This is a genomic window from Bradyrhizobium sp. KBS0727 (genome assembly GCF_005937885.2).
Lineage (GTDB): Bacteria > Pseudomonadota > Alphaproteobacteria > Rhizobiales > Xanthobacteraceae > Bradyrhizobium.
On the sequence record NZ_CP042176.1, the window covers coordinates 5,446,528 to 5,463,697 of the forward strand.

At 63.7% G+C, this 17,170-nt stretch carries 16 protein-coding genes; 3 read left to right on the forward strand and 13 right to left on the reverse strand.

Translation table 11 applies throughout. The annotated features are described in order from the left end of the window. Positions 1-6: 6 nt before the first annotated feature. From FFI89_RS25595 to FFI89_RS25605, 3 genes are all read right to left on the reverse strand, one after another. On the reverse strand, positions 7-378 hold the full coding sequence (locus tag FFI89_RS25595) for a lysozyme inhibitor LprI family protein (RefSeq protein ID WP_246669256.1): 372 nt from the start codon (positions 376-378) through the stop codon (positions 7-9). A gap of 2 nt (positions 379-380) precedes the next feature. Beyond that, the gene (locus tag FFI89_RS25600; RefSeq protein ID WP_138830340.1) at positions 381-1,226 is read right to left on the reverse strand and encodes an SDR family oxidoreductase; all 846 of its coding nucleotides are present in this window, start codon (positions 1,224-1,226) and stop codon (positions 381-383) included. 81 nt (positions 1,227-1,307) lie between these two features. Continuing rightward, positions 1,308-2,591, reverse strand: coding sequence for an NADH:flavin oxidoreductase/NADH oxidase family protein (locus FFI89_RS25605; protein ID WP_138830341.1), 1,284 nt, complete (start codon positions 2,589-2,591; stop codon positions 1,308-1,310). An 88-nt stretch (positions 2,592-2,679) separates the two neighbouring features. On the opposite strand from FFI89_RS25605, the gene FFI89_RS25610 reads away from it, so the two are divergent. Next, positions 2,680-3,138, forward strand: coding sequence for a MerR family transcriptional regulator (locus FFI89_RS25610; RefSeq protein WP_138830342.1), 459 nt, complete (start codon positions 2,680-2,682; stop codon positions 3,136-3,138). Between the two features lie 33 nt (positions 3,139-3,171). Here FFI89_RS25610 and FFI89_RS25615 read toward each other — a convergent pair whose 3' ends face one another. After that, on the reverse strand, positions 3,172-4,425 hold the full coding sequence (locus FFI89_RS25615; protein ID WP_138830343.1) for an ABC transporter substrate-binding protein: 1,254 nt from the start codon (positions 4,423-4,425) through the stop codon (positions 3,172-3,174). Positions 4,426-4,804: 379 nt separating this feature from the next. Here FFI89_RS25615 and FFI89_RS25620 point away from each other — a divergent pair, with 379 nt between their 5' ends. Further along, complete coding sequence (locus FFI89_RS25620) at positions 4,805-5,887, forward strand: DUF2336 domain-containing protein (RefSeq protein WP_138830344.1); 1,083 nt, start codon at positions 4,805-4,807, stop codon at positions 5,885-5,887. A gap of 388 nt (positions 5,888-6,275) precedes the next feature. Here FFI89_RS25620 and ilvC read toward each other — a convergent pair whose 3' ends face one another. From ilvC to miaA, 8 genes are all read right to left on the reverse strand, one after another. Further along, on the reverse strand, positions 6,276-7,295 hold the full coding sequence (gene ilvC / locus FFI89_RS25625; RefSeq protein ID WP_138830345.1) for a ketol-acid reductoisomerase: 1,020 nt from the start codon (positions 7,293-7,295) through the stop codon (positions 6,276-6,278). A gap of 146 nt (positions 7,296-7,441) precedes the next feature. Beyond that, positions 7,442-8,044: a LysE family translocator gene (locus FFI89_RS25630; RefSeq protein WP_138830346.1), complete on the reverse strand. Its 603-nt coding sequence runs from the start codon at positions 8,042-8,044 to the stop codon at positions 7,442-7,444. A 7-nt stretch (positions 8,045-8,051) separates the two neighbouring features. Continuing rightward, positions 8,052-8,939 (reverse strand): EamA family transporter, encoded by an 888-nt coding sequence (locus FFI89_RS25635; protein ID WP_138830347.1) that lies wholly within the window; start codon positions 8,937-8,939, stop codon positions 8,052-8,054. Positions 8,940-8,945: 6 nt separating this feature from the next. Then, positions 8,946-9,641 (reverse strand): class I SAM-dependent methyltransferase, encoded by a 696-nt coding sequence (locus FFI89_RS25640; protein ID WP_138830348.1) that lies wholly within the window; start codon positions 9,639-9,641, stop codon positions 8,946-8,948. Between the two features lie 2 nt (positions 9,642-9,643). Further along, entirely contained in the window at positions 9,644-10,186 is a 543-nt protein-coding gene (gene ilvN, locus FFI89_RS25645; protein ID WP_138830349.1) for an acetolactate synthase small subunit, read from the reverse strand. Positions 10,187-10,340: 154 nt separating this feature from the next. Continuing rightward, on the reverse strand, positions 10,341-11,327 hold the full coding sequence (locus FFI89_RS25650; RefSeq protein WP_138830350.1) for a threonine dehydratase: 987 nt from the start codon (positions 11,325-11,327) through the stop codon (positions 10,341-10,343). 9 nt (positions 11,328-11,336) lie between these two features. Next, positions 11,337-13,112, reverse strand: a complete 1,776-nt coding sequence (locus FFI89_RS25655) for an acetolactate synthase 3 large subunit (RefSeq protein ID WP_138830351.1) — start codon at positions 13,110-13,112, stop codon at positions 11,337-11,339. 383 nt (positions 13,113-13,495) lie between these two features. Next, positions 13,496-14,509 (reverse strand): tRNA (adenosine(37)-N6)-dimethylallyltransferase MiaA, encoded by a 1,014-nt coding sequence (gene miaA / locus FFI89_RS25660; protein WP_210249164.1) that lies wholly within the window; start codon positions 14,507-14,509, stop codon positions 13,496-13,498. On the opposite strand from miaA, the gene serB reads away from it, so the two are divergent. Then, entirely contained in the window at positions 14,508-15,416 is a 909-nt protein-coding gene (gene serB / locus FFI89_RS25665) for a phosphoserine phosphatase SerB (RefSeq protein WP_138830352.1), read from the forward strand. The two genes, miaA and serB, sit on opposite strands and share 2 nt — an antisense overlap. A 134-nt stretch (positions 15,417-15,550) precedes the next feature. Here the strand turns inward: serB and FFI89_RS25670 are convergent, their stop codons facing one another. Further along, positions 15,551-17,059, reverse strand: coding sequence for a Do family serine endopeptidase (locus FFI89_RS25670; protein WP_138830353.1), 1,509 nt, complete (start codon positions 17,057-17,059; stop codon positions 15,551-15,553). Positions 17,060-17,170 lie beyond the last annotated feature (111 nt).

Sequence of the window (17,170 nt, forward strand, 5' to 3'; positions counted from 1 at the left end):
CGGCCGTCACTGATGACCGAGGCCTTCCAGCTCTTTGGCCCGCGCTTCGGTCATGCTGCGCATGCATTCGCCGGCATCGAGCCGCGCGATGGTGCCCTCGCCGAGACCGTAATACAGGCAATTGGCGTCGCGGTACTGGATCCACAGCCGCTGCGCCGCGCGCAATTGATCGTGCTGCGCCGGCACCGCATCCTTCAGCGCCTGCTGATAGGCAATGGTCATCCGCTTGTCCCATTGCGCGGTCTTGGCCTTGAGACACTCGACCATCTGGAACGTGTTGCCGTCGCAGGACGCTTCGGGATCGCCCTGATCGCCGGCCTGGGCGACCGAGACCAGCGCCAGCATCGCGGCGGCGCCCAAAACTACTTTCAACATCATGCTCATGCCGGCGGTAGCAGGCCGAGACGCCTGGCGATGAGCTTGTCGACGGTACGCTTGGGCAGCACCGACATGATCAGATGCCGCATCGGGTCCGGCGTGATCTGATAGCGCACTTTCGGATTGGGGGACGTCAGCGCCTCAAAAATTCGTTCGGCGATCTTCTCCGGCGGCAATCCGATTTCGCTGAGATGTTTGGTGAACGCGCGGATCTTGACCAGCGCCGGGGCAAACGGCGAGTTGGTGGCAAGCTCGGTCTTGTCGGTCTTGCTCCAGATCGGCGTCTTCACCGCGCCGGGCGCGATGATGATGACGTCGATGCCGAACAGCATCATTTCGCGGCGCAGGCTCTCGGACAGCCCCTCGATCGCGTGCTTTGATGCTGCGTAAGCCGACGTCAGCGGACTGCCGCTCTTGCCGGAGACCGACGAGATCATGACGATCCGCCCCTTCGGCCCCTTTAACGACGGATCGGAACCGAGCAACGGACCGAAGGCTTGCGTCGAGATGAGCGGCCCAATGACGTTCACTTCCATCTGGCGGCGGAAAGCGTCGGCGGAAATCTCGAGCACCGCGCCCGCAACGCCGATGCCGGCATTGTTGACGAGACCCGCGAGCGTCTCGCCGTTCAGCGTGCTGCGCACCTCGCGCGCCGCCGCCAGCACCGCCGCCTCGTCAGTGACGTCGAACAACAACGGCGTGAAATTGGCGCCGAATTCGCTCTTGAGGCGGTCGGCGTCGGCCTGCTGGCGCACGCTGCCGAACACACGAAAGCCGCGGCCGAGCAGCAGCTTTGCCGTAGCCCAGCCGATGCCGGTAGACGCGCCGGTGACGACGACAGATTTCATGACGAAATTCCTTTTCCCGACGGTTTTCCGGCATTTTGCGCGGAAAGACCAGTCCTCAAGCTCGCTCAGCCGCGCGTGACATCATGCGCCGGACGGCTCAAGGCGTGCCTGAGACGCCCAGGTCCGGTAAAGCCGGGTGCGCCGCTTGGTGATGATCTGCTGGCGGATCAATGACAGCAGTGGACTGGCGTTGGGTTTCGGCTTCAGGCCTCGGCCAAGGCGGCGCAGTTGCAGCTTCACCAAGGCCATCTTCGCAAGGCTTGCATAGGCCTTGTTGCGCCAGCCGACGCTTGGGATTTGGACGTCGAGGGCTTCATCGCCCTTCCACTTTTCCGCCAGCTCCGGTTCGAACGCAAAAGCGCTGGCAATGCCGACCATCGCCACACCCGGCCGGCCCTCGCTCGGCCTAAGCGCCTGTTCGGCAATGGCACGCCGGCGGATGCCGCCGGTGACCATGACCGGCATGCGCGCCACTGCGCTGACGTCGCGCGCAAAGTCGAGAAAATAGGCCTCGCGCGCCGCAGTGCCACCGGTCTGTGGCGCGCCCTGCATGGCCGGGCTTTCGTAACTGCCGCCGGACAATTCAACGAGATCGACCGGCAACTCGTTGAGCCAGCGCACCACTTGCACGGCATCCGACGCCTCAAAGCCGCCCTTTTGGAAATCGGCCGAGTTGAGTTTTACCGCGACCGAGAAGCCGGGTGAGACCGCGGCCCGCACCGCCCTGACAACATCGAGCAGGAGCCGCGCGCGGTTATGCAACTCGCCGCCCCACGCATCGTTGCGCCGGTTGGTGAGCGGTGAAAGAAACTGGCTGATCAGATAGCCGTGGGCGGCATGGATCTGCACGCCAGAAAAGCCTGATGCCTCAGCCAACCTGGCGGTGGTGGCAAAACGCGCGACAATCCCGGCAATGTCAGCTTCATCCAGCGCTCGCGGCACTGGAAACAAATGCGAATAGGCTCCGAGGTCGACGCCGATGGCTGACGGCGCCACCGCCTCCTGCCCCATCGCGGCGAAGACCTGCCGGCCGGGATGGTTGATCTGCAGCCACATCTGGCTGCCGTCCCGCATCGCGGCCCGCGCCCAGGCCTTGAACGGTTCGATCGGCTGGCGCGCGTCGAGCACCACGCCGCCGGGTCCAGTCAGCGCCGCCGGATCGATCATCACATTGCCGGACAGGATCAATCCGGGACCGCCGCGGCCCCAGTTCGCATACAGCCGCCGCAGATCCTCGCCCGGAAGCTGGTTACGATCCGCCATGTTCTCTTCCATCGCCGCCTTCGCAATGCGGTTGGGAACGACCGCCTGGTTCGGCAGCGTCAGCGGAGCGAACAGCGATGGCGGCGGGACGATTGCATGCATGGATTGACCTTGAATTCGGTGACGGATGAGGCCACCCTACACCTTCAAGCTAACTTGAAGGTCAAGGCCTTTCAGGGGGACGGTGGCGATGCAGATTGGTGAATTGGCGCGACGGTTCGCCGTGGCGCCGTCGAAAATACGCTTTCTCGAGGACCAGGGCCTGGTGCAACCGGTGCGCCGGACACAAGCGGGCTACCGTGAATATGACGAGGGTTCGGCTGAAGCGCTGAGCATGATCCTGCAGGCGCAATCGCTCGGCTTTACCCTCGACGAGATCAAGGGTGCGCTGGCGGAGACCAAAAGTCACGGCCTGCGTCGCGACTATTTGATCGGGCAGATCGCGCGAAAACTGTCCGAGCTCGACCGTCACATCGCGCAGTCGCAAGAGCTGCGCGCGCGCCTGGTCTGCGCCAGCAACGAGCTGAAAACGCGCATGAAGAACGGAGCGAAATGCGACACAAGGCCTGCGGCTCCGCCGCCGGTCCGCACCAACAAGCCGCGTCCGGCGCAGCGGGGCCATCGCCGAATTCCGGCCATCGCGGGATAAGGACGCCCTCGTCCCGCCATCGCGGCCGGATGCCTACTCTGCATGACCGTCGATGATCGGGCCGAACAGCTCCCATTTCTCGCCGCTGAATTTCATCATCTGGACCTGCTCGATCGGATAGAAATCCGTTGGCGAGGTCTTGATGCGGATTCCCGGGATATAGGTGTTGATCTCGAAATCCATGTTGGCGACCATCTTCATGACGTTCTCGCGGGTGAGATTGTCGCCGCACCGTTTCAGCACCTCGATCAGGGCGGTCGAGGTATTGTAGGCCGTCAGCGGCCCGCTCTCGGATCGGTCGGCCTCCGGATAATACTTCGCCATGAACGCGCGGTATTTCTGCATGCCGGGATGGCTGTCCCATTGCGGATCGGTGACATCCATCTGGTAGCCGGCACTGAGAATGTCCTTGGAGTTGTCGAGCCCGGCAGGTTTCAGCACCGCGCCGACCGAGGCCGACACGTTGGTCATGATGTGGATCGGGTGCCAGCCGAGTTCGGCGACCTTCTTGATCGCCTGGGCAGCGAACTTCGGCGTCGCGATGTTGATGAAGATGTCGGGGTTGGAGGTCTTGATCGCGACCACCAGCGAGTCCACCGTTGGCATTGCGATCTCGTAGGAAATCTCGCTGACGACCATCCGGCCGTATTTGTCGCCCAGCACGTCCTTCAGCCCGAGCACATAATCCTTGCCGAAATCGTCGTTCTGGTAGAGCACGCCGATCCTGGCATTGGGATGATGCTGCAGGATGTAGGTGGCGTAGATTCGAGCCTCGGCGCGGTAGTTCGGCTGCCAGCCGATGGTCCAGGGGAAATGCTCCGGATCGCCCCAGCGCGAGGCGCCGGTGGCGACGAACAGCTGCGGCACCTTCATGGTGTTCATGTATTTCTGGATCGCCGCGTTCGACGCGGTGCCGAGCGGCGCGAAGATCAGAAATACCTCGTCGCTCTCGACCAGCTTGCGGGCCTGCTCGACCGTTTTCGGCGGGCTGTAGGCGTCGTCGTAGGAAATGAAGTTGATCTTGCGGCCGTTGACGCCGCCACTGTCGTTAATCATCCGCATATAGGCGCTCATCGTCTTGCCGATGATGCCATAGGCCGACGCCGGCCCGGAATACGGCATGATGTTGCCGATCATGATCTCGGTGTCGGATACACCGGTGTCGTATTTCTTTTGCGCGGCAGCTGACACGGTGGCCGCGACGATGATCAGTCCGGAAAGTCCGATCGCCCCGAGCAGAGCTTTAATGAAGTTCGTCGTGAAAAAATCCTTAAGCGCGCGCTTCATGAGTTTCCTCCTCGGATGCGGGCCAGGCTTGACGGCTTCTTGTTGGACAGTTTCCTATTCGAGTCTTTTGTGGAACGGTTTGGAGAGGATAACAGCCGGAACCGGGTACCGGAAGCCGTTCGCAACCACATACAGAGGCCAATTGTCGCGCGAAACGCTGCGTGCGGCGCAGCAAGCTTGGTAAAGCAATCTACAACGCAAACCGCACAAAGCCCGGAATGCTTCGACAAACGTCCGCGGCTTCACGCGCGCCATGGCCGGTCTGCCGGTTCTCGCAGCGGTCGTTCTGTGGTTCTACGTAGTTCCGGTTTTAACGCCAGCGTAAGGTGGCCGCGGGCATGGTGCAGCTTGAAATTGAAACAACAAACAGGCTGCCTCCGTGCAACAGCCGGCTCACTCGATCATCGCCGAACTAGAAGATGCCGTAAGAGGCGGTTCATCTGCCAAACGGGTCGATACCCTGCGGCAGGTCACCGATCTCTTCCTCAATGACGGAGATCGTCTCAGCGACGACCAGGTCCAGGTCTTCGACGACGTGCTCTGCCTGTTGATCGCGCGCGTCGAAACGCGGGCGAAGGCCGAACTCTCGCGGAGGCTGGCGCCGATCGACTACGCGCCGTTCGAGGTCATCCAGCATCTGGCATGGGACGACGAAATCGAGGTGGCCGGCGCCGTGCTGGCCCAGTCGAGCCGTCTCGGAACCGAAACGCTGGTCGAGATTGCCAGCCGCAAGGGACAGGAGCACCTGCTCGCCATTTCCGGCCGGCCCGACCTCCCCGCCGCCGTGACCGACGTCATCGTCGATCGCGGCGAAGGCAGGGTGATCCGGAAGCTGGCCAACAATGCCAGCGCCAACTTCTCGGAACAGGGCTATTCCGCCATCGTCGCCCGCGCCGACGGCGACGACGAGCTGATCGAGATCCTCGGGCTTCGCATCGATCTGCCCGCCAAATTCCTCCGCGAGCTGTTGCGCCGCGCCAAGGAGGCCGTGCGCGACCGCCTGCTGGCGATCGCGCCGCCCTCGATCCGGGAAGAAATCAGGCAGGTGCTGAACGCAATCGCGGGCCAAGCGCCGGCTCCGAGACGGAGCTACGGCGTGGCCGAGGAACTCGTGAAGCTGATGAAGGGACTGAACGAACTGGACGACGCCGCGGTCTACAACTTTGCCGAAGCCGGGAAGTTCGACGAGGTCACCGTCTCGCTGGCGGTTCTCAACGACATGCCGCTCGACATGGTGGGCCGGCTGATGGAAGGGTCCCGCAGCGACCTGATCCTGATTCCCTGCCGGTCGGCGAAGCTCAACTGGCCGACGGTGGAGAGCATCCTGCGCAACCGGCCGATCGAATACCCGATCGACGAGCCGACCCTGGAAATCGCGCAGCGCGATTTCCGCAAGCTATCGATGGAGACCGCCCAGCGCACCGTGCGGTTCTGGCAGCTTCACAACCGGATCGAGAAATAGGCCGCGGCAGACGGCTTGACCCATCATTTGATTCTGGAAATGCCGATCAACTTCGCCTGTTCGACCGATCATCGAGCTGCATCAAACGCGCATTAAGAAACTGCGCTTTGACTCGGTAATTCCACGACTTTTCGCTGTTAACAGATTGCTTGAGCTAGTTCGCGCAGAGGATGCGGAGGGAGCATCAAGTCGGTGTTCTCAAGGGTCAGGCCAGGCGCCTGACACGGAGCGTTCAAGAATCTAAATCAACGCTCAATTCTTCGAACAAACGGCGAGACCGCGTGTCCGCGATCTCGCCTGATCATGCCGATCCTGCCTTAATTTTTCGTTTGCGGCAGCGCACTCTTCTTCATCGGGATCGCGCGCGATCCCACACTTGGATCAAGCCTCAGTTCTTCGACTTGTCGACCAGCGCGCCCTTCTTGATCCACGGCATCATGTCGCGAAGCTTCTCGCCGACTTCCTCGATCGGGTGGGCGGCGAGCTTGGCGCGGGTTGCCTTGAACGAGGTCTGGTTGACCTTGTTCTCCAGCATCCAGTCGCGGGCGAACTTGCCGCCCTGGATGTCGGCGAGAACGCGCTTCATCTCGGCCTTGGTCTCGGCGGTGACGATGCGCGGGCCGGTGACGTATTCACCGTATTCGGCGGTGTTGGAGATCGAGTAGTTCATGTTGGCGATGCCGCCTTCATAGATCAGGTCGACGATCAGCTTCACCTCGTGCAGGCACTCGAAATAGGCCATCTCGGGCGCGTAGCCGGCTTCCACCAGCGTCTCGAAGCCGCCCTTGATCAGCTCGACCAGGCCGCCGCAGAGCACCACCTGCTCGCCGAACAGGTCGGTTTCGCATTCTTCCTTGAACGAGGTCTCGATGATGCCGGCGCGACCGCCGCCGATCGCCGAGGCATAGCTGAGGCCGAGGTCATGGGCGTTGCCCGAGACGTCCTTGGCGATCGCGATCAGGCACGGCACGCCGCCGCCGCGCTGGTATTCCGAACGCACGGTGTGGCCGGGGCCCTTGGGGGCGATCATCAGCACGTCGAGGTCGGCGCGCGGATCGAGCAGGTTGAAGTGGACGTTGAGGCCGTGCGCGAACACCAGCGCCGCACCCTTCTTCATGTTGTCGTGCAGGTGCTCGCGGTAGATGTCGCCCTGCAATTCGTCGGGGGTCAGCATCATGACGAGGTCGGCCCATTTGGCGGCTTCGGCGACTTCCATCACCTTGAAGCCGGCGGCTTCCGCCTTCTTGGCCGAGGCTGAACCCTTGCGCAGCGCAATCGCAACGTCCTTGACGCCGGAATCCTTCAGGTTCAGCGCGTGGGCATGGCCCTGGCTGCCGTAGCCGACGATGACGACCTTTTTGCCCTTGATCAGGTTCAGGTCGGCATCACGATCGTAATAAACTCGCATAGTCGTTTCCTCATCGGTGGCCAAAATCGGCCGGTTAATCAGGCATTTGGGTGGTTGGGACCCGCCGGTCGCCCGCGAAATTCCGGCGTTGTCTAGAGCTTTTTCCGGTCAGGGGAAACCCTCATCTCGCATGGCGCGGTGCGGCATCATGCATCCATGAAGACCGGATAGAGGGAGACCAGCAGCAGCACCGCCATCACGATATTGAAGGCCCGTACCGCCCGTGGAGAGTTCAGGATCGGCCGCAGCGCACTGCCGAACAGCGCCCAGGCGGTGCAGGAAACCGCCCCCAGCGGCAGGCTCAAAGCGACCTGGATCGCGATGTTCCAGGGATAGGTCGCGATCGCCGCATAGGCGGTGATGGTGCCGATCACCATGACCCAGCCCTTGACGTTGACCCACTGGAACATGGCCGCGCCCCAGAACGTCATCGGCCTTCGCCCGACGTCCTGATCCGGCGAGACCGGCCCGGACATCGCGATCGCAGCCGCCAGGTAGACCAGATAGGCGACGCCGGCATATTTCAGGATGGTCTGCAGCACCGGATAGGCGATGAAGACCGTCCCCAGCCCGGCGCCGACGGTCCCGACCATGAAGGCGAAGCCGAACGTGATGCCGAGAATATGCGGGATGGTCGGGCGAAACCCGTAGGTCAGCCCCGACGACAGCAGCATGATGTTGTTCGGCCCCGGCGTGAAGAACATCACGGTGGCGAACATCACAAAAGCGATCAGGAGCGAGTGCGACATCAAGGCCTCACGCGATCTTCGGCAGGACTTGTTTTGAAGCTTGCGGGCGCTTCGCCAGCAGCATCACGGCAATGCCGCCGACCACCGTGACCATGCCGGCCAGCCGCAGCGGCCCGAAGGTCTCGCCGAACACGAGGCTCGACGCCGCCGAGCCGACGAACGGCACCAGCAGCGCGAACGGCACCACCTGCGCCGCCGGATAGTCGCGCAACAGACGGCCCCACAGCCAATAGGCGATGCTGGTGGAGATGCCGCCGAGCGCCAGCATGCAGACGAGCCCGGTCAGCGACATCTGCGTCAGCGCCTGCCAGGTCGGCTGCGGCCCGTTGGTGACCAGCGTCAACGCAAACAGCGGGACGGCGGCCACCAGACACAGCCAGGCAAACAGGTCGAACATCGGTACGCCCTGCGCGCGCCGCAGCAGGATATTGCCGACCGCAAAGGCGATCGGAGAGATCAGCAGCACCGCAAAGGCACCGACACTGAAATCATAGCCGACGGTGCCGCAGATCATCAGCAGGCCCATGACGGCAAGGCCGATGCCGGCCACCTGCATCCGTGTCGGCCGCTCGCCGAACAGGATCGCGGCAAAGCCGATGGTGAACAGCGCCTGGCTCTGCACGATCACGCTGGTCAGGCCGACCGGAACGCCGTGCTGGATGGCAAAGGCCTGCGCGAGGAACTGGCCGAGAAACAGCGTGAAGCTGATGGCGATCAGGATTTCCCAGGACACGCCGGGCTTGCGCACGAACAGGCACGGCAACGCCGCGATCGCAAAGCGCAGCGTCGTCATCAGCTCCGGGGAGAATTCGTTGAGCGCGATCCGGCTCATAATGAAGGCAAGTCCCCAGATCACCGCCACCAGAACGGCGATGCAGACATCGGCCGGTTTCATTTTTTTCTAGCTCGCCTGGTCCGGCTTCGGTTTGCGCAGCAGATAGGTGCCGTGCAGCGGCGCGTGATAATCGACCGCTTCCAGCGTGAATCCGATATCGGTCAGCATGCGCTCGATCACCCAGCCGAAGGTCGAGTATTCGTCGCGCATATGGGTAACCACGCCCTCGTGCTCGAAGTCGTGGTTCTTGATGGTGAAATCCGCCCATTGCTCGACATCGCGCTCGACGCCGTCGGGCATGCTGACGAATACGATGTCGCGCAGGTAGAAGTTGGCGCCGGGCTTCAGCGCGGCGAAAATCCGCGCCAGCGCCACCGCCTTCCAGAAATCCGGCAGATGGTGCAGCGTGAATTCGCTGACGATCAGGTCATATGAATTCGGCTGATAGGCGAAGCTCAGCATGCCCGCGGGCTGGGTGCGGACCGCTACCTTGCGGTCGCGCGCGTAGATCTTGGCGAGCGCCAACATCGCCGGCGAAATATCGATCGCGTCGACCTCGGCGCCGAGCAGCGCCGCCTCGCAGGCCAGTACGCCGTTGCCGCAACCGATATCGGCGACGCGCCAGCCGCGCTGCACGCCGAGCATGGTGAGCGCCGCGCGCGCCCGGAGGTCGCTGTCGTCATGCCGGTCATAGATCGAGGCGACCGCGGAATCGAGTCCGAGCTGCCGCCTTTGATTGTAGTACCAGTCGCGCGCCAGCATGTTCACATCCCTTCAGGCCCGCGCCCGATCGCGGCAACCCCGGTGCGCGACACTTCGACAAGGCCGAGCGGGCGCATCAGGTCGATGAACTGATTGATCTTGGCGGAATTGCCGGTGATCTCGAACACGAAGCTTTCGGTGGTGGCATCGATCACGCGGGCGCGGAACGCATCCGCCAGCCGCAGCGCCTCGACGCGGTTGTCGCCGCCGCCGCGCACCTTGACCATCGCCAGTTCCCGCTCGATCGAACGGCCGGTCAGCGTCATGTCGACGACGCGATAGACCGGGACCATGCGGTCGAGCTGGTGCTTGATCTGCTCGATCACCATCGGCGTGCCCGTCGTGACGATCGTGATACGGGAGAGATGTTTCTGGCTCTCGGTCTCGGAAACGGTGAGACTTTCGATGTTGTAGCCGCGCCCCGAAAACAGTCCGATCACGCGCGCGAGCACGCCCGGCTCGTTCTGCACCAGCACCGAAAGCGTGTGCGCTTCGGTCGGATCGTGCCGCTCTTCGAGGAAGTAAGCGGATGCGGGCTGGTTCATTGTCGTCCCCTTGTCATTCACTGGTGTCATGCCCGCGAAAGCGGGCATCCAGTAATCGCCGGCACCCGGGATGAACCCGGAAGCCGCGGCGTACTGGATCGTCCGGACAAGCCGGACGATGACGTCAATATGTGTGGCGCGTCGGTAGCCATCCTCACACCGCCATCCTGTCTGGAACGACGGTCGTCTCCGGCATCACCCACCTGCGAAACAGATCGAAATCGATATTGCCGCCGGACAGGATCAGTCCGACGCGCTTGCCGCGATTGCGGGCCTTTTCCTGCAGCGCCGCGGCAAGCGGGGCCGCGCCGGCGCCTTCGGCCAAGTTATGGGTGTCGGTCCAGTAGGCACGGACGGCCTCGGCTATCTCGTCATCGGTGACCTGCACGATCCGCGAGGCGCCTTTGCAGATGATCGCCAACGCGTCGGAATCAGGCACGCGCGTCGCCATGCCGTCGGCCAGCGTGGCGCTGGTCTCGGTAGAGACGGCGGTGCCGGCCGCGAACGACAGCGCATAGGACGGCGCTTCGGTCGACTGCACGCCGACGATTTCGGTCTTCCGTCCCAGCAGATCGCGCGCCAGGATGCAGCCGCAGATGCCGGAGCCCTGCCCGATCGGCACATAGAGCACGTCGAGGTCGGGCGCGGTTCGCAGCAGTTCGAGCGCGTAGGTCGCGACGCCCCGAACCAGATCGGGATGGAACGACGGCACGATTTCAAGCCCGCGCGCCTCGGCCTGGCGGGTGGCTTCGAGGCGCGCCGCCTCGAAATCCTCGCCATGCTCGATCAGTTCGGCGCCGAAGGCGTGCATGGCGCGGTTTTTCTCAACCGAGTTGCCGCGCGGAACATAGATCGTCACCGGCAGCCGGTAGCGGCCGGCCGCGAAAGCAAGACTCTGGCCGTGATTGCCGCGGGTCGCCGAAATCAAGCCGGCGATGCCGGGCCGCTCGCACTTCAGGCGATCGACGTAAACCAGCCCGCCGCGCACCTTGAAGGCGCCGATCGGCGTGTGGTTCTCATGCTTGACGATCACGGTCGCGCCGAGCCGCTGCGCCAGCAGCGGCCACGCATGCGCCGGCGTCGGCGGCATTGCCGCCGCGACGACTTCATGTGCGTGCTCGAGCTGGCTGAGATCAAACATCAGTTCATCTCACACCAGTGCCTTGCCGCCGGCAAAGGCGGCGGCGGTCGCTTCGTCGGTGGCTTCCACCGGCAGCAGCATTTCGTTGTGAGCCTTGCCGGACGGGATCATCGGGAAGCAGTTCTCCAGCGCCGCGACGCGGCAGTCGAACAGCACCGGGCGCTTGATCGAGATCATCTCCTTGATCGCGCCGTCGAGATCGCCAGGCTTGATCGCCTGCAGGCCGACGCAGCCGAACGCGTCCGCGAGCTTGACGAAATCCGGCAGCGCTTCCGAGTAGGAGTGCGACAGCCGGTTGCCGTGCAGAAGCTGCTGCCACTGCCGCACCATGCCCATATACTGGTTGTTCAGGATGAAGATCTTGATCGGCAGCTCGTACTGAACCGCCGTCGACATCTCCTGCATCGTCATCTGCACCGAGGCGTCGCCGGCAATGTCGATGACGAGGCTGTCGCGATGGGCAACCTGCACGCCGAGCGCGGCCGGCAGGCCATAGCCCATGGTACCGAGACCGCCCGACGTCATCCAGCGGTGCGGTTCCTCGAAGCCGAAGAACTGCGCCGCCCACATCTGGTGCTGGCCGACCTCGGTGGTGATGTAGGTGTCGCGCCCGCGCGTCGCCTCGAACAGCTTCTCGATCGCGTATTGCGGCAGGATGATATCGTTGCTCTTCTTGTAGGACAGCGAGTTGCGCGCCCGCCACTTGGCGATCTCCGCCCACCAGGCCTTGATGTCGGGCTTCTTGGCTTCCGCCTTGAACACCTGCAGCAAGTCGCCGAGCACGTTGCCGCAGTCGCCGATGATCGGCACGTCGACGCGAATGTTCTTGTTGATCGAGGACGGATCGATGTCGATGTGGATCTTCTTGGAGTTCGGCGAGAACGCATCGACGCGGCCGGTGATGCGGTCGTCGAAGCGCGCGCCGACGCACAGCATGACGTCGCAATCATGCATCGTCATGTTGGCCTCGTAGGTGCCGTGCATGCCCAGCATGCCCAGCCAGTTCTTGCCGGTCGCAGGATATGCGCCGAGGCCCATCAGCGTCGAGGTGATCGGGAAACCTGTGGCTTCGACCAGGTCGCGCAGCAGCTTCGACGCCTCGGGTCCGGAATTGATGACGCCACCGCCGGAATAGATCACCGGGCGCTTGGCGGAAGCCAGCAGCGCCACGGCCTTGCGGATCTGCGCCGCATCGCCCTTCACCCGCGGCGTATACGACACGTGCACATCGGACTTGCGCGGCGGATGGTAGGTGCCGACCGCGAACTGGACGTCCTTGGGCACGTCGACCAGCACCGGACCGGGACGGCCGGTGGTCGCCACGTAGAACGCCTCGTGCAACACCTTGGCGAGATCGTTGACGTCGCGCACCAGCCAATTGTGCTTGGTGCAGGGACGCGTGATGCCGACGGTGTCACATTCCTGGAACGCATCATTGCCGATCAGATGCGTCGGCACCTGCCCGGTGATGCAGACCAGCGGAATCGAATCCATCAGCGCATCCGTCAGCGGCGTCACCATGTTGGTGGCGCCGGGACCTGAGGTCACCAGCACCACGCCCGGCTTGCCGGTCGAGCGGGCATAGCCTTCGGCGGCATGGCCGGCGCCCTGCTCGTGCCGTACCAGGATGTGCTCGACCTCGCTCTGCTGAAAGATCTCGTCGTAGATCGGAAGCACCGCGCCGCCGGGATAGCCGAACAGGTGCTGGACGCCATGATCGATGAGCGCGCGCACGATCATCGCGGCGCCGGACATCTGGTTCGGATCGTGGCTCTTGTCGGTCATAACGCGTTTCCTTGGCTTGCTCCGGATCCGCTGTTGCCAGCGGCTTTTTCGGTCTCGAGAATTTGGGAAATAAAAAAGGGCCCCAGAGGCCCCATGCACACCGCCCGAATTTGGATGGCCTTCAGCCACCCCCGGCGGTGCGCCTGGGTACGACTACGATAAGGAGTTTGGTAATAATATTACGCATTCGAGGTCTCGGACTTCCCAAAGGTTGCGCGGGTTATACCGCCCAGTCCCCGGAAGTCAAGGGAAGGCGGCGTTCAGCGCCGTTTTGGCAGCTTAGCGGTGTTCCGGCGGTTCTGCGAGTGCGAATTTGCCGTTCCCGCCATGCGTGGCTGTTGTTCAACTCGACGTCATTCCGGGATGGTCCGAAGGACCAGACCTCAGGGGTGCAATTGCACCCCCGGGGAATCTCGAGATTCCGGGTTCGCTTCGCGCCCCGGAATGACACTGGCCAGCCAGCCCCTCGCCACCTCCGGCGCCATCCATTCGAACTCCGGCAGTTGATGCCGGAACCAGGTGAATTGCCGCTTGGCGTAATGGCGGGTGTCGGCGCGGGCGGTCTCGGCGGCGGCCTCGCGCGTGATCTCGCCCTTGAGGTGGCGGATCAGCGCCGGCACGCCATGGGCCTTCATCGCCGGCAGCAACGGATCAAGATTTCGCGATGCCAGCGCGGCGACCTCGTCCAGCGCGCCGCCCGCCAGCATCGCATCGAACCGGGCATCGATCCGGGCGTAGAGCTGGTCGCGCTCGGGGGCGATGAACAATGCCGCAAACTCACCCGGCGGCAGCAGCGGCGGCAAGCCTTCGCGATGCCAGTCGGTCAGCGAGCGGCCGGTCGCCTCCACGACCTCCAGCGCACGCGCAATGCGGGTGCGATCGCGCGGCTTGAGGCGCTCGGCCGAGGCCGGATCGCGCGCAGCAAGTTCGGCATGCAGCGCTTCGACGCCATCCCGCTCCAGCCGCGCGCGCACGTCCTCGCGCACGTCGGCGGCAATCGGCGGCACCGCCGACAGGCCACGCGTCAGCGCCTTGAAATACAGGCCGGAACCGCCGGTGAAGATCGGCAGGCGTCCCTCCGCGCGCGCATCAGCCAGCACCTTCGTGGCATCCGCTACCCAGGCGCCGGCGGAAAAATTCACGGCGGCATCGACATGGCCATAAAGGCTGTGCGGCACCGCGGCCTCTTCGGCCGGCGTCGGCCGCGCCGTGATGACGCGAAGATCGCGGTAGACCTGCATGGAATCGGTGTTGATGACGACACCGCCGGTTTTTTGCGCCAATTCGAGCGCCAGCGCCGACTTGCCGCTGGCGGTCGGCCCTGCGATAAGCACGGGCTTTCTTAGATCTTGCTTGCTCAAGTCCTGCTTGCTCAAACTTTGCGAACCCGCCTGCATGTCCCTCGTCGCCACGCTCATCTGCAATCCCGTCAACCCCGCGCTCGACTCCACCATCGTCGACGGCGCGCTCGCCGTTCTGCCACAGCCGGGATCAGCGCAATGGCTATTCGACGGGGTGGCGGTCGATATCCCCTTCGAAGGCCAATCCTTCAATAGCCCGGCCGACATCAAGGCGATCGAGGCCCGCCTGCGCCAGGCGCGCGGCGACCTGCCGATCGACATTGTGGTGCAGCCTGTCGCGTTCCGGCGCAAGAAGCTTTTTCTGGCCGACATGGATTCCACCATGATCGGCCAGGAATGCATCGACGAGCTGGCCGATTTCGCCGGCCTGAAAGCGCACGTCGCCGCCATCACCGAGCGCGCGATGCGCGGCGAAATCGAGTTTGAACCCGCGCTGCGCGAACGCGTCGCGCTGTTGAAGGATCTGCCGGTCGGCGTGATCGACGAGGTGCTGGAAAAACATATTACGCTGACGCCGGGGGGCCGCGAGCTGGTTTCCACCATGCGCGCGCACGGCGCCTGGACCTGCCTGATCTCGGGCGGCTTCACGCTGTTCACCAACGCGGTCGCCGCCAAGATCGGCTTCCAGGAGAACCGCGCCAACGAGTTGAAAGTCCACGACGGCAAACTCACCGGTGAAGTCACCGAGCCGATTTTGGGCCGCGCCACCAAACTTGCGACCCTGGTCGAGTTGCGCGAATCCTTCGATCTCGACGAGATCGACACGCTGGTGACCGGCGACGGCGCCAACGATCTCGGTATGATCGAGGCCGCCGGCCTCGGCGTCGCCTATCACGCCAAGCCTGCGGTCGCGGCGGCCGCGGCTGCGCGGATCGATTACGGCGATCTCAGCGCGCTGTTGTACGCGCAGGGCTACCGGCGCGAGGAGTTTGTGGAGGGGTAGTCCTCAACTGTCATCACCCGCCTTGTGCGCCATTGCGCACTGGAGCGGGTGATCCAGTATTGAGATGCGTGAGCGACGGGACCGAAAGGCCGCGGCGTACTGGATACTCCGCCTTCGCGGAGTATGACTGGTTATTACTGCACGCTCAGCGCGACGAAGCGCAATTCGCCGTCGCCGTTGGCAACCAGTAGCAGCACCGACTTCTTGCCGTCCTTCTTGAGCTGATCGACACGCTTCTTGATATCGGCGGCATTGCTCACCGCCTCCTGCGCCACCTCGACGATGACGTCGCCGGCGGACAGCCGCTTTTCGGCGGCATCCGACGTGCCGTCGACGCCGGTGATGACCACGCCCTTGACGCTTTCCTTGATCTTGTATTTGCCGCGCAGGTCCTTGCTCAGCGTCGCCAGATCGAGGCCCAGCGCCTTTTGCGTCACCGGCTTTTCGGCCGGCTCTTCCTTGGCCTTGGCGGCAGCCTGTTGCGCCTTGTCGTTGTCCTCGAGGCGGCCGAGCGTCACCTTGCGGGTTTCCTCATTGCCCTTGCGGATGATCACGACATCGACTTCCTTGCCGACCGCGGTGTCAGCCACCACGCGCGACAGGTCCTTCGGGTCCTTGACGTCCTTGCCGTCGAACTTGACCACGACGTCGCCGGGCTCGATGCCGGCAGGTTTCGCCGGGCCCTTGTCGTCGACCCCCGCCACCAGCGCACCGCGGGCGGGCTTGATGTTGAGGCTTTCGGCGATCTCGTCGGTGACCTGCTGAATGCGCACGCCGAGCCAGCCGCGGCGCAGTTCGCCGAACTGCCGGAGCTGATCGACGACGCCGGCAACCGTTTTGGACGGCACCGCAAAACCGAGGCCGATCGAGCCGCCAGTCGGTGAAATGATCAGTGTGTTGACGCCGACCACCTCGCCCTCGAGGTTGAACAGCGGGCCGCCGGAATTGCCGCGATTGATCGATGCGTCGGTCTGGATGTAGTTGTCGTACGGCCCCTGGCTGATGTCGCGGTTGCGCGCCGAGACGATGCCGGCCGTGACCGAGCCGCCGAGCGAAAACGGATTGCCGATCGCGATCACCCACTCGCCGAGACGCAGCTTGTCGGAATCGCCGAACTTCACGGCGATCAGCGGTTTCACCGGCTTGAACTTCAGAACCGCGATATCGGTCTTCTTGTCGACGCCGACCAGTTCGGCCTTGATCTTGGTGCCGTCGTTCATGATCACGTTGATCTCGTCGGCGTCGGCGATGACGTGATTGTTGGTGACGACGATGCCCGAGGTGTCGACGATGAAGCCGGAGCCGAGCGAATTGGTCTTGCGCGGCTGCATGTCGCCGTTCTTGTCGCCGCCCTTGGGGCCGCCGCCGCGCCGGTTCTTGAAGAAGTCGTCGAAGAACTCCTCAAACGGCGAACCCGGCGGCAGTTGTGGCATCGCGCCCCGGTCGCCGCCACCTTTGGCTTCGACGGTCTGCGAGGTCGAGATGTTGACGACGGCGTCGATCACCTTCTCGGCAATGTCGGCGATGCCGTCCGGACCCCGCGCACTGGCCGGCGCAGACACCAGCATGCTGGCGGCACTGAGCGTGATCGCAAGCCCTATCAGGCGCAGGCTGCGGCTCAAGGCGGGTCTGGCAGCGGTCATGTCAGCTTCTCTCCAAAGGGTCGGTAGGGTCCACAGTGCGCCCGAACGGGTCCGCGGCGCAAGCATTTGAGCCGGACAATCCGGCGAAAAACCGGTTCCTGGCGGCACACG

Coding starts and splice junctions, on each gene's coding strand:
- FFI89_RS25595 (WP_246669256.1), bottom strand. CDS start 378: ATGATGTTGAAAGTAGTTTTGGGCGCCGCCGCGATGCTGGCGCTGGTC.
- FFI89_RS25600 (WP_138830340.1), bottom strand. CDS start 1,226: ATGAAATCTGTCGTCGTCACCGGCGCGTCTACCGGCATCGGCTGGGCT.
- FFI89_RS25605 (WP_138830341.1), bottom strand. CDS start 2,591: ATGCATGCAATCGTCCCGCCGCCATCGCTGTTCGCTCCGCTGACGCTG.
- FFI89_RS25610 (WP_138830342.1), top strand. CDS start 2,680: ATGCAGATTGGTGAATTGGCGCGACGGTTCGCCGTGGCGCCGTCGAAA.
- FFI89_RS25615 (WP_138830343.1), bottom strand. CDS start 4,425: ATGAAGCGCGCGCTTAAGGATTTTTTCACGACGAACTTCATTAAAGCT.
- ilvC (WP_138830345.1), bottom strand. CDS start 7,295: ATGCGAGTTTATTACGATCGTGATGCCGACCTGAACCTGATCAAGGGC.
- FFI89_RS25630 (WP_138830346.1), bottom strand. CDS start 8,044: ATGTCGCACTCGCTCCTGATCGCTTTTGTGATGTTCGCCACCGTGATG.
- FFI89_RS25635 (WP_138830347.1), bottom strand. CDS start 8,939: ATGAAACCGGCCGATGTCTGCATCGCCGTTCTGGTGGCGGTGATCTGG.
- FFI89_RS25640 (WP_138830348.1), bottom strand. CDS start 9,641: ATGCTGGCGCGCGACTGGTACTACAATCAAAGGCGGCAGCTCGGACTC.
- ilvN (WP_138830349.1), bottom strand. CDS start 10,186: ATGAACCAGCCCGCATCCGCTTACTTCCTCGAAGAGCGGCACGATCCG.
- FFI89_RS25650 (WP_138830350.1), bottom strand. CDS start 11,327: ATGTTTGATCTCAGCCAGCTCGAGCACGCACATGAAGTCGTCGCGGCG.
- FFI89_RS25655 (WP_138830351.1), bottom strand. CDS start 13,112: ATGACCGACAAGAGCCACGATCCGAACCAGATGTCCGGCGCCGCGATG.
- serB (WP_138830352.1), top strand. CDS start 14,508: ATGTCCCTCGTCGCCACGCTCATCTGCAATCCCGTCAACCCCGCGCTC.
- miaA (WP_210249164.1), bottom strand. CDS start 14,509: ATGCAGGCGGGTTCGCAAAGTTTGAGCAAGCAGGACTTGAGCAAGCAA.
- FFI89_RS25670 (WP_138830353.1), bottom strand. CDS start 17,059: ATGACCGCTGCCAGACCCGCCTTGAGCCGCAGCCTGCGCCTGATAGGG.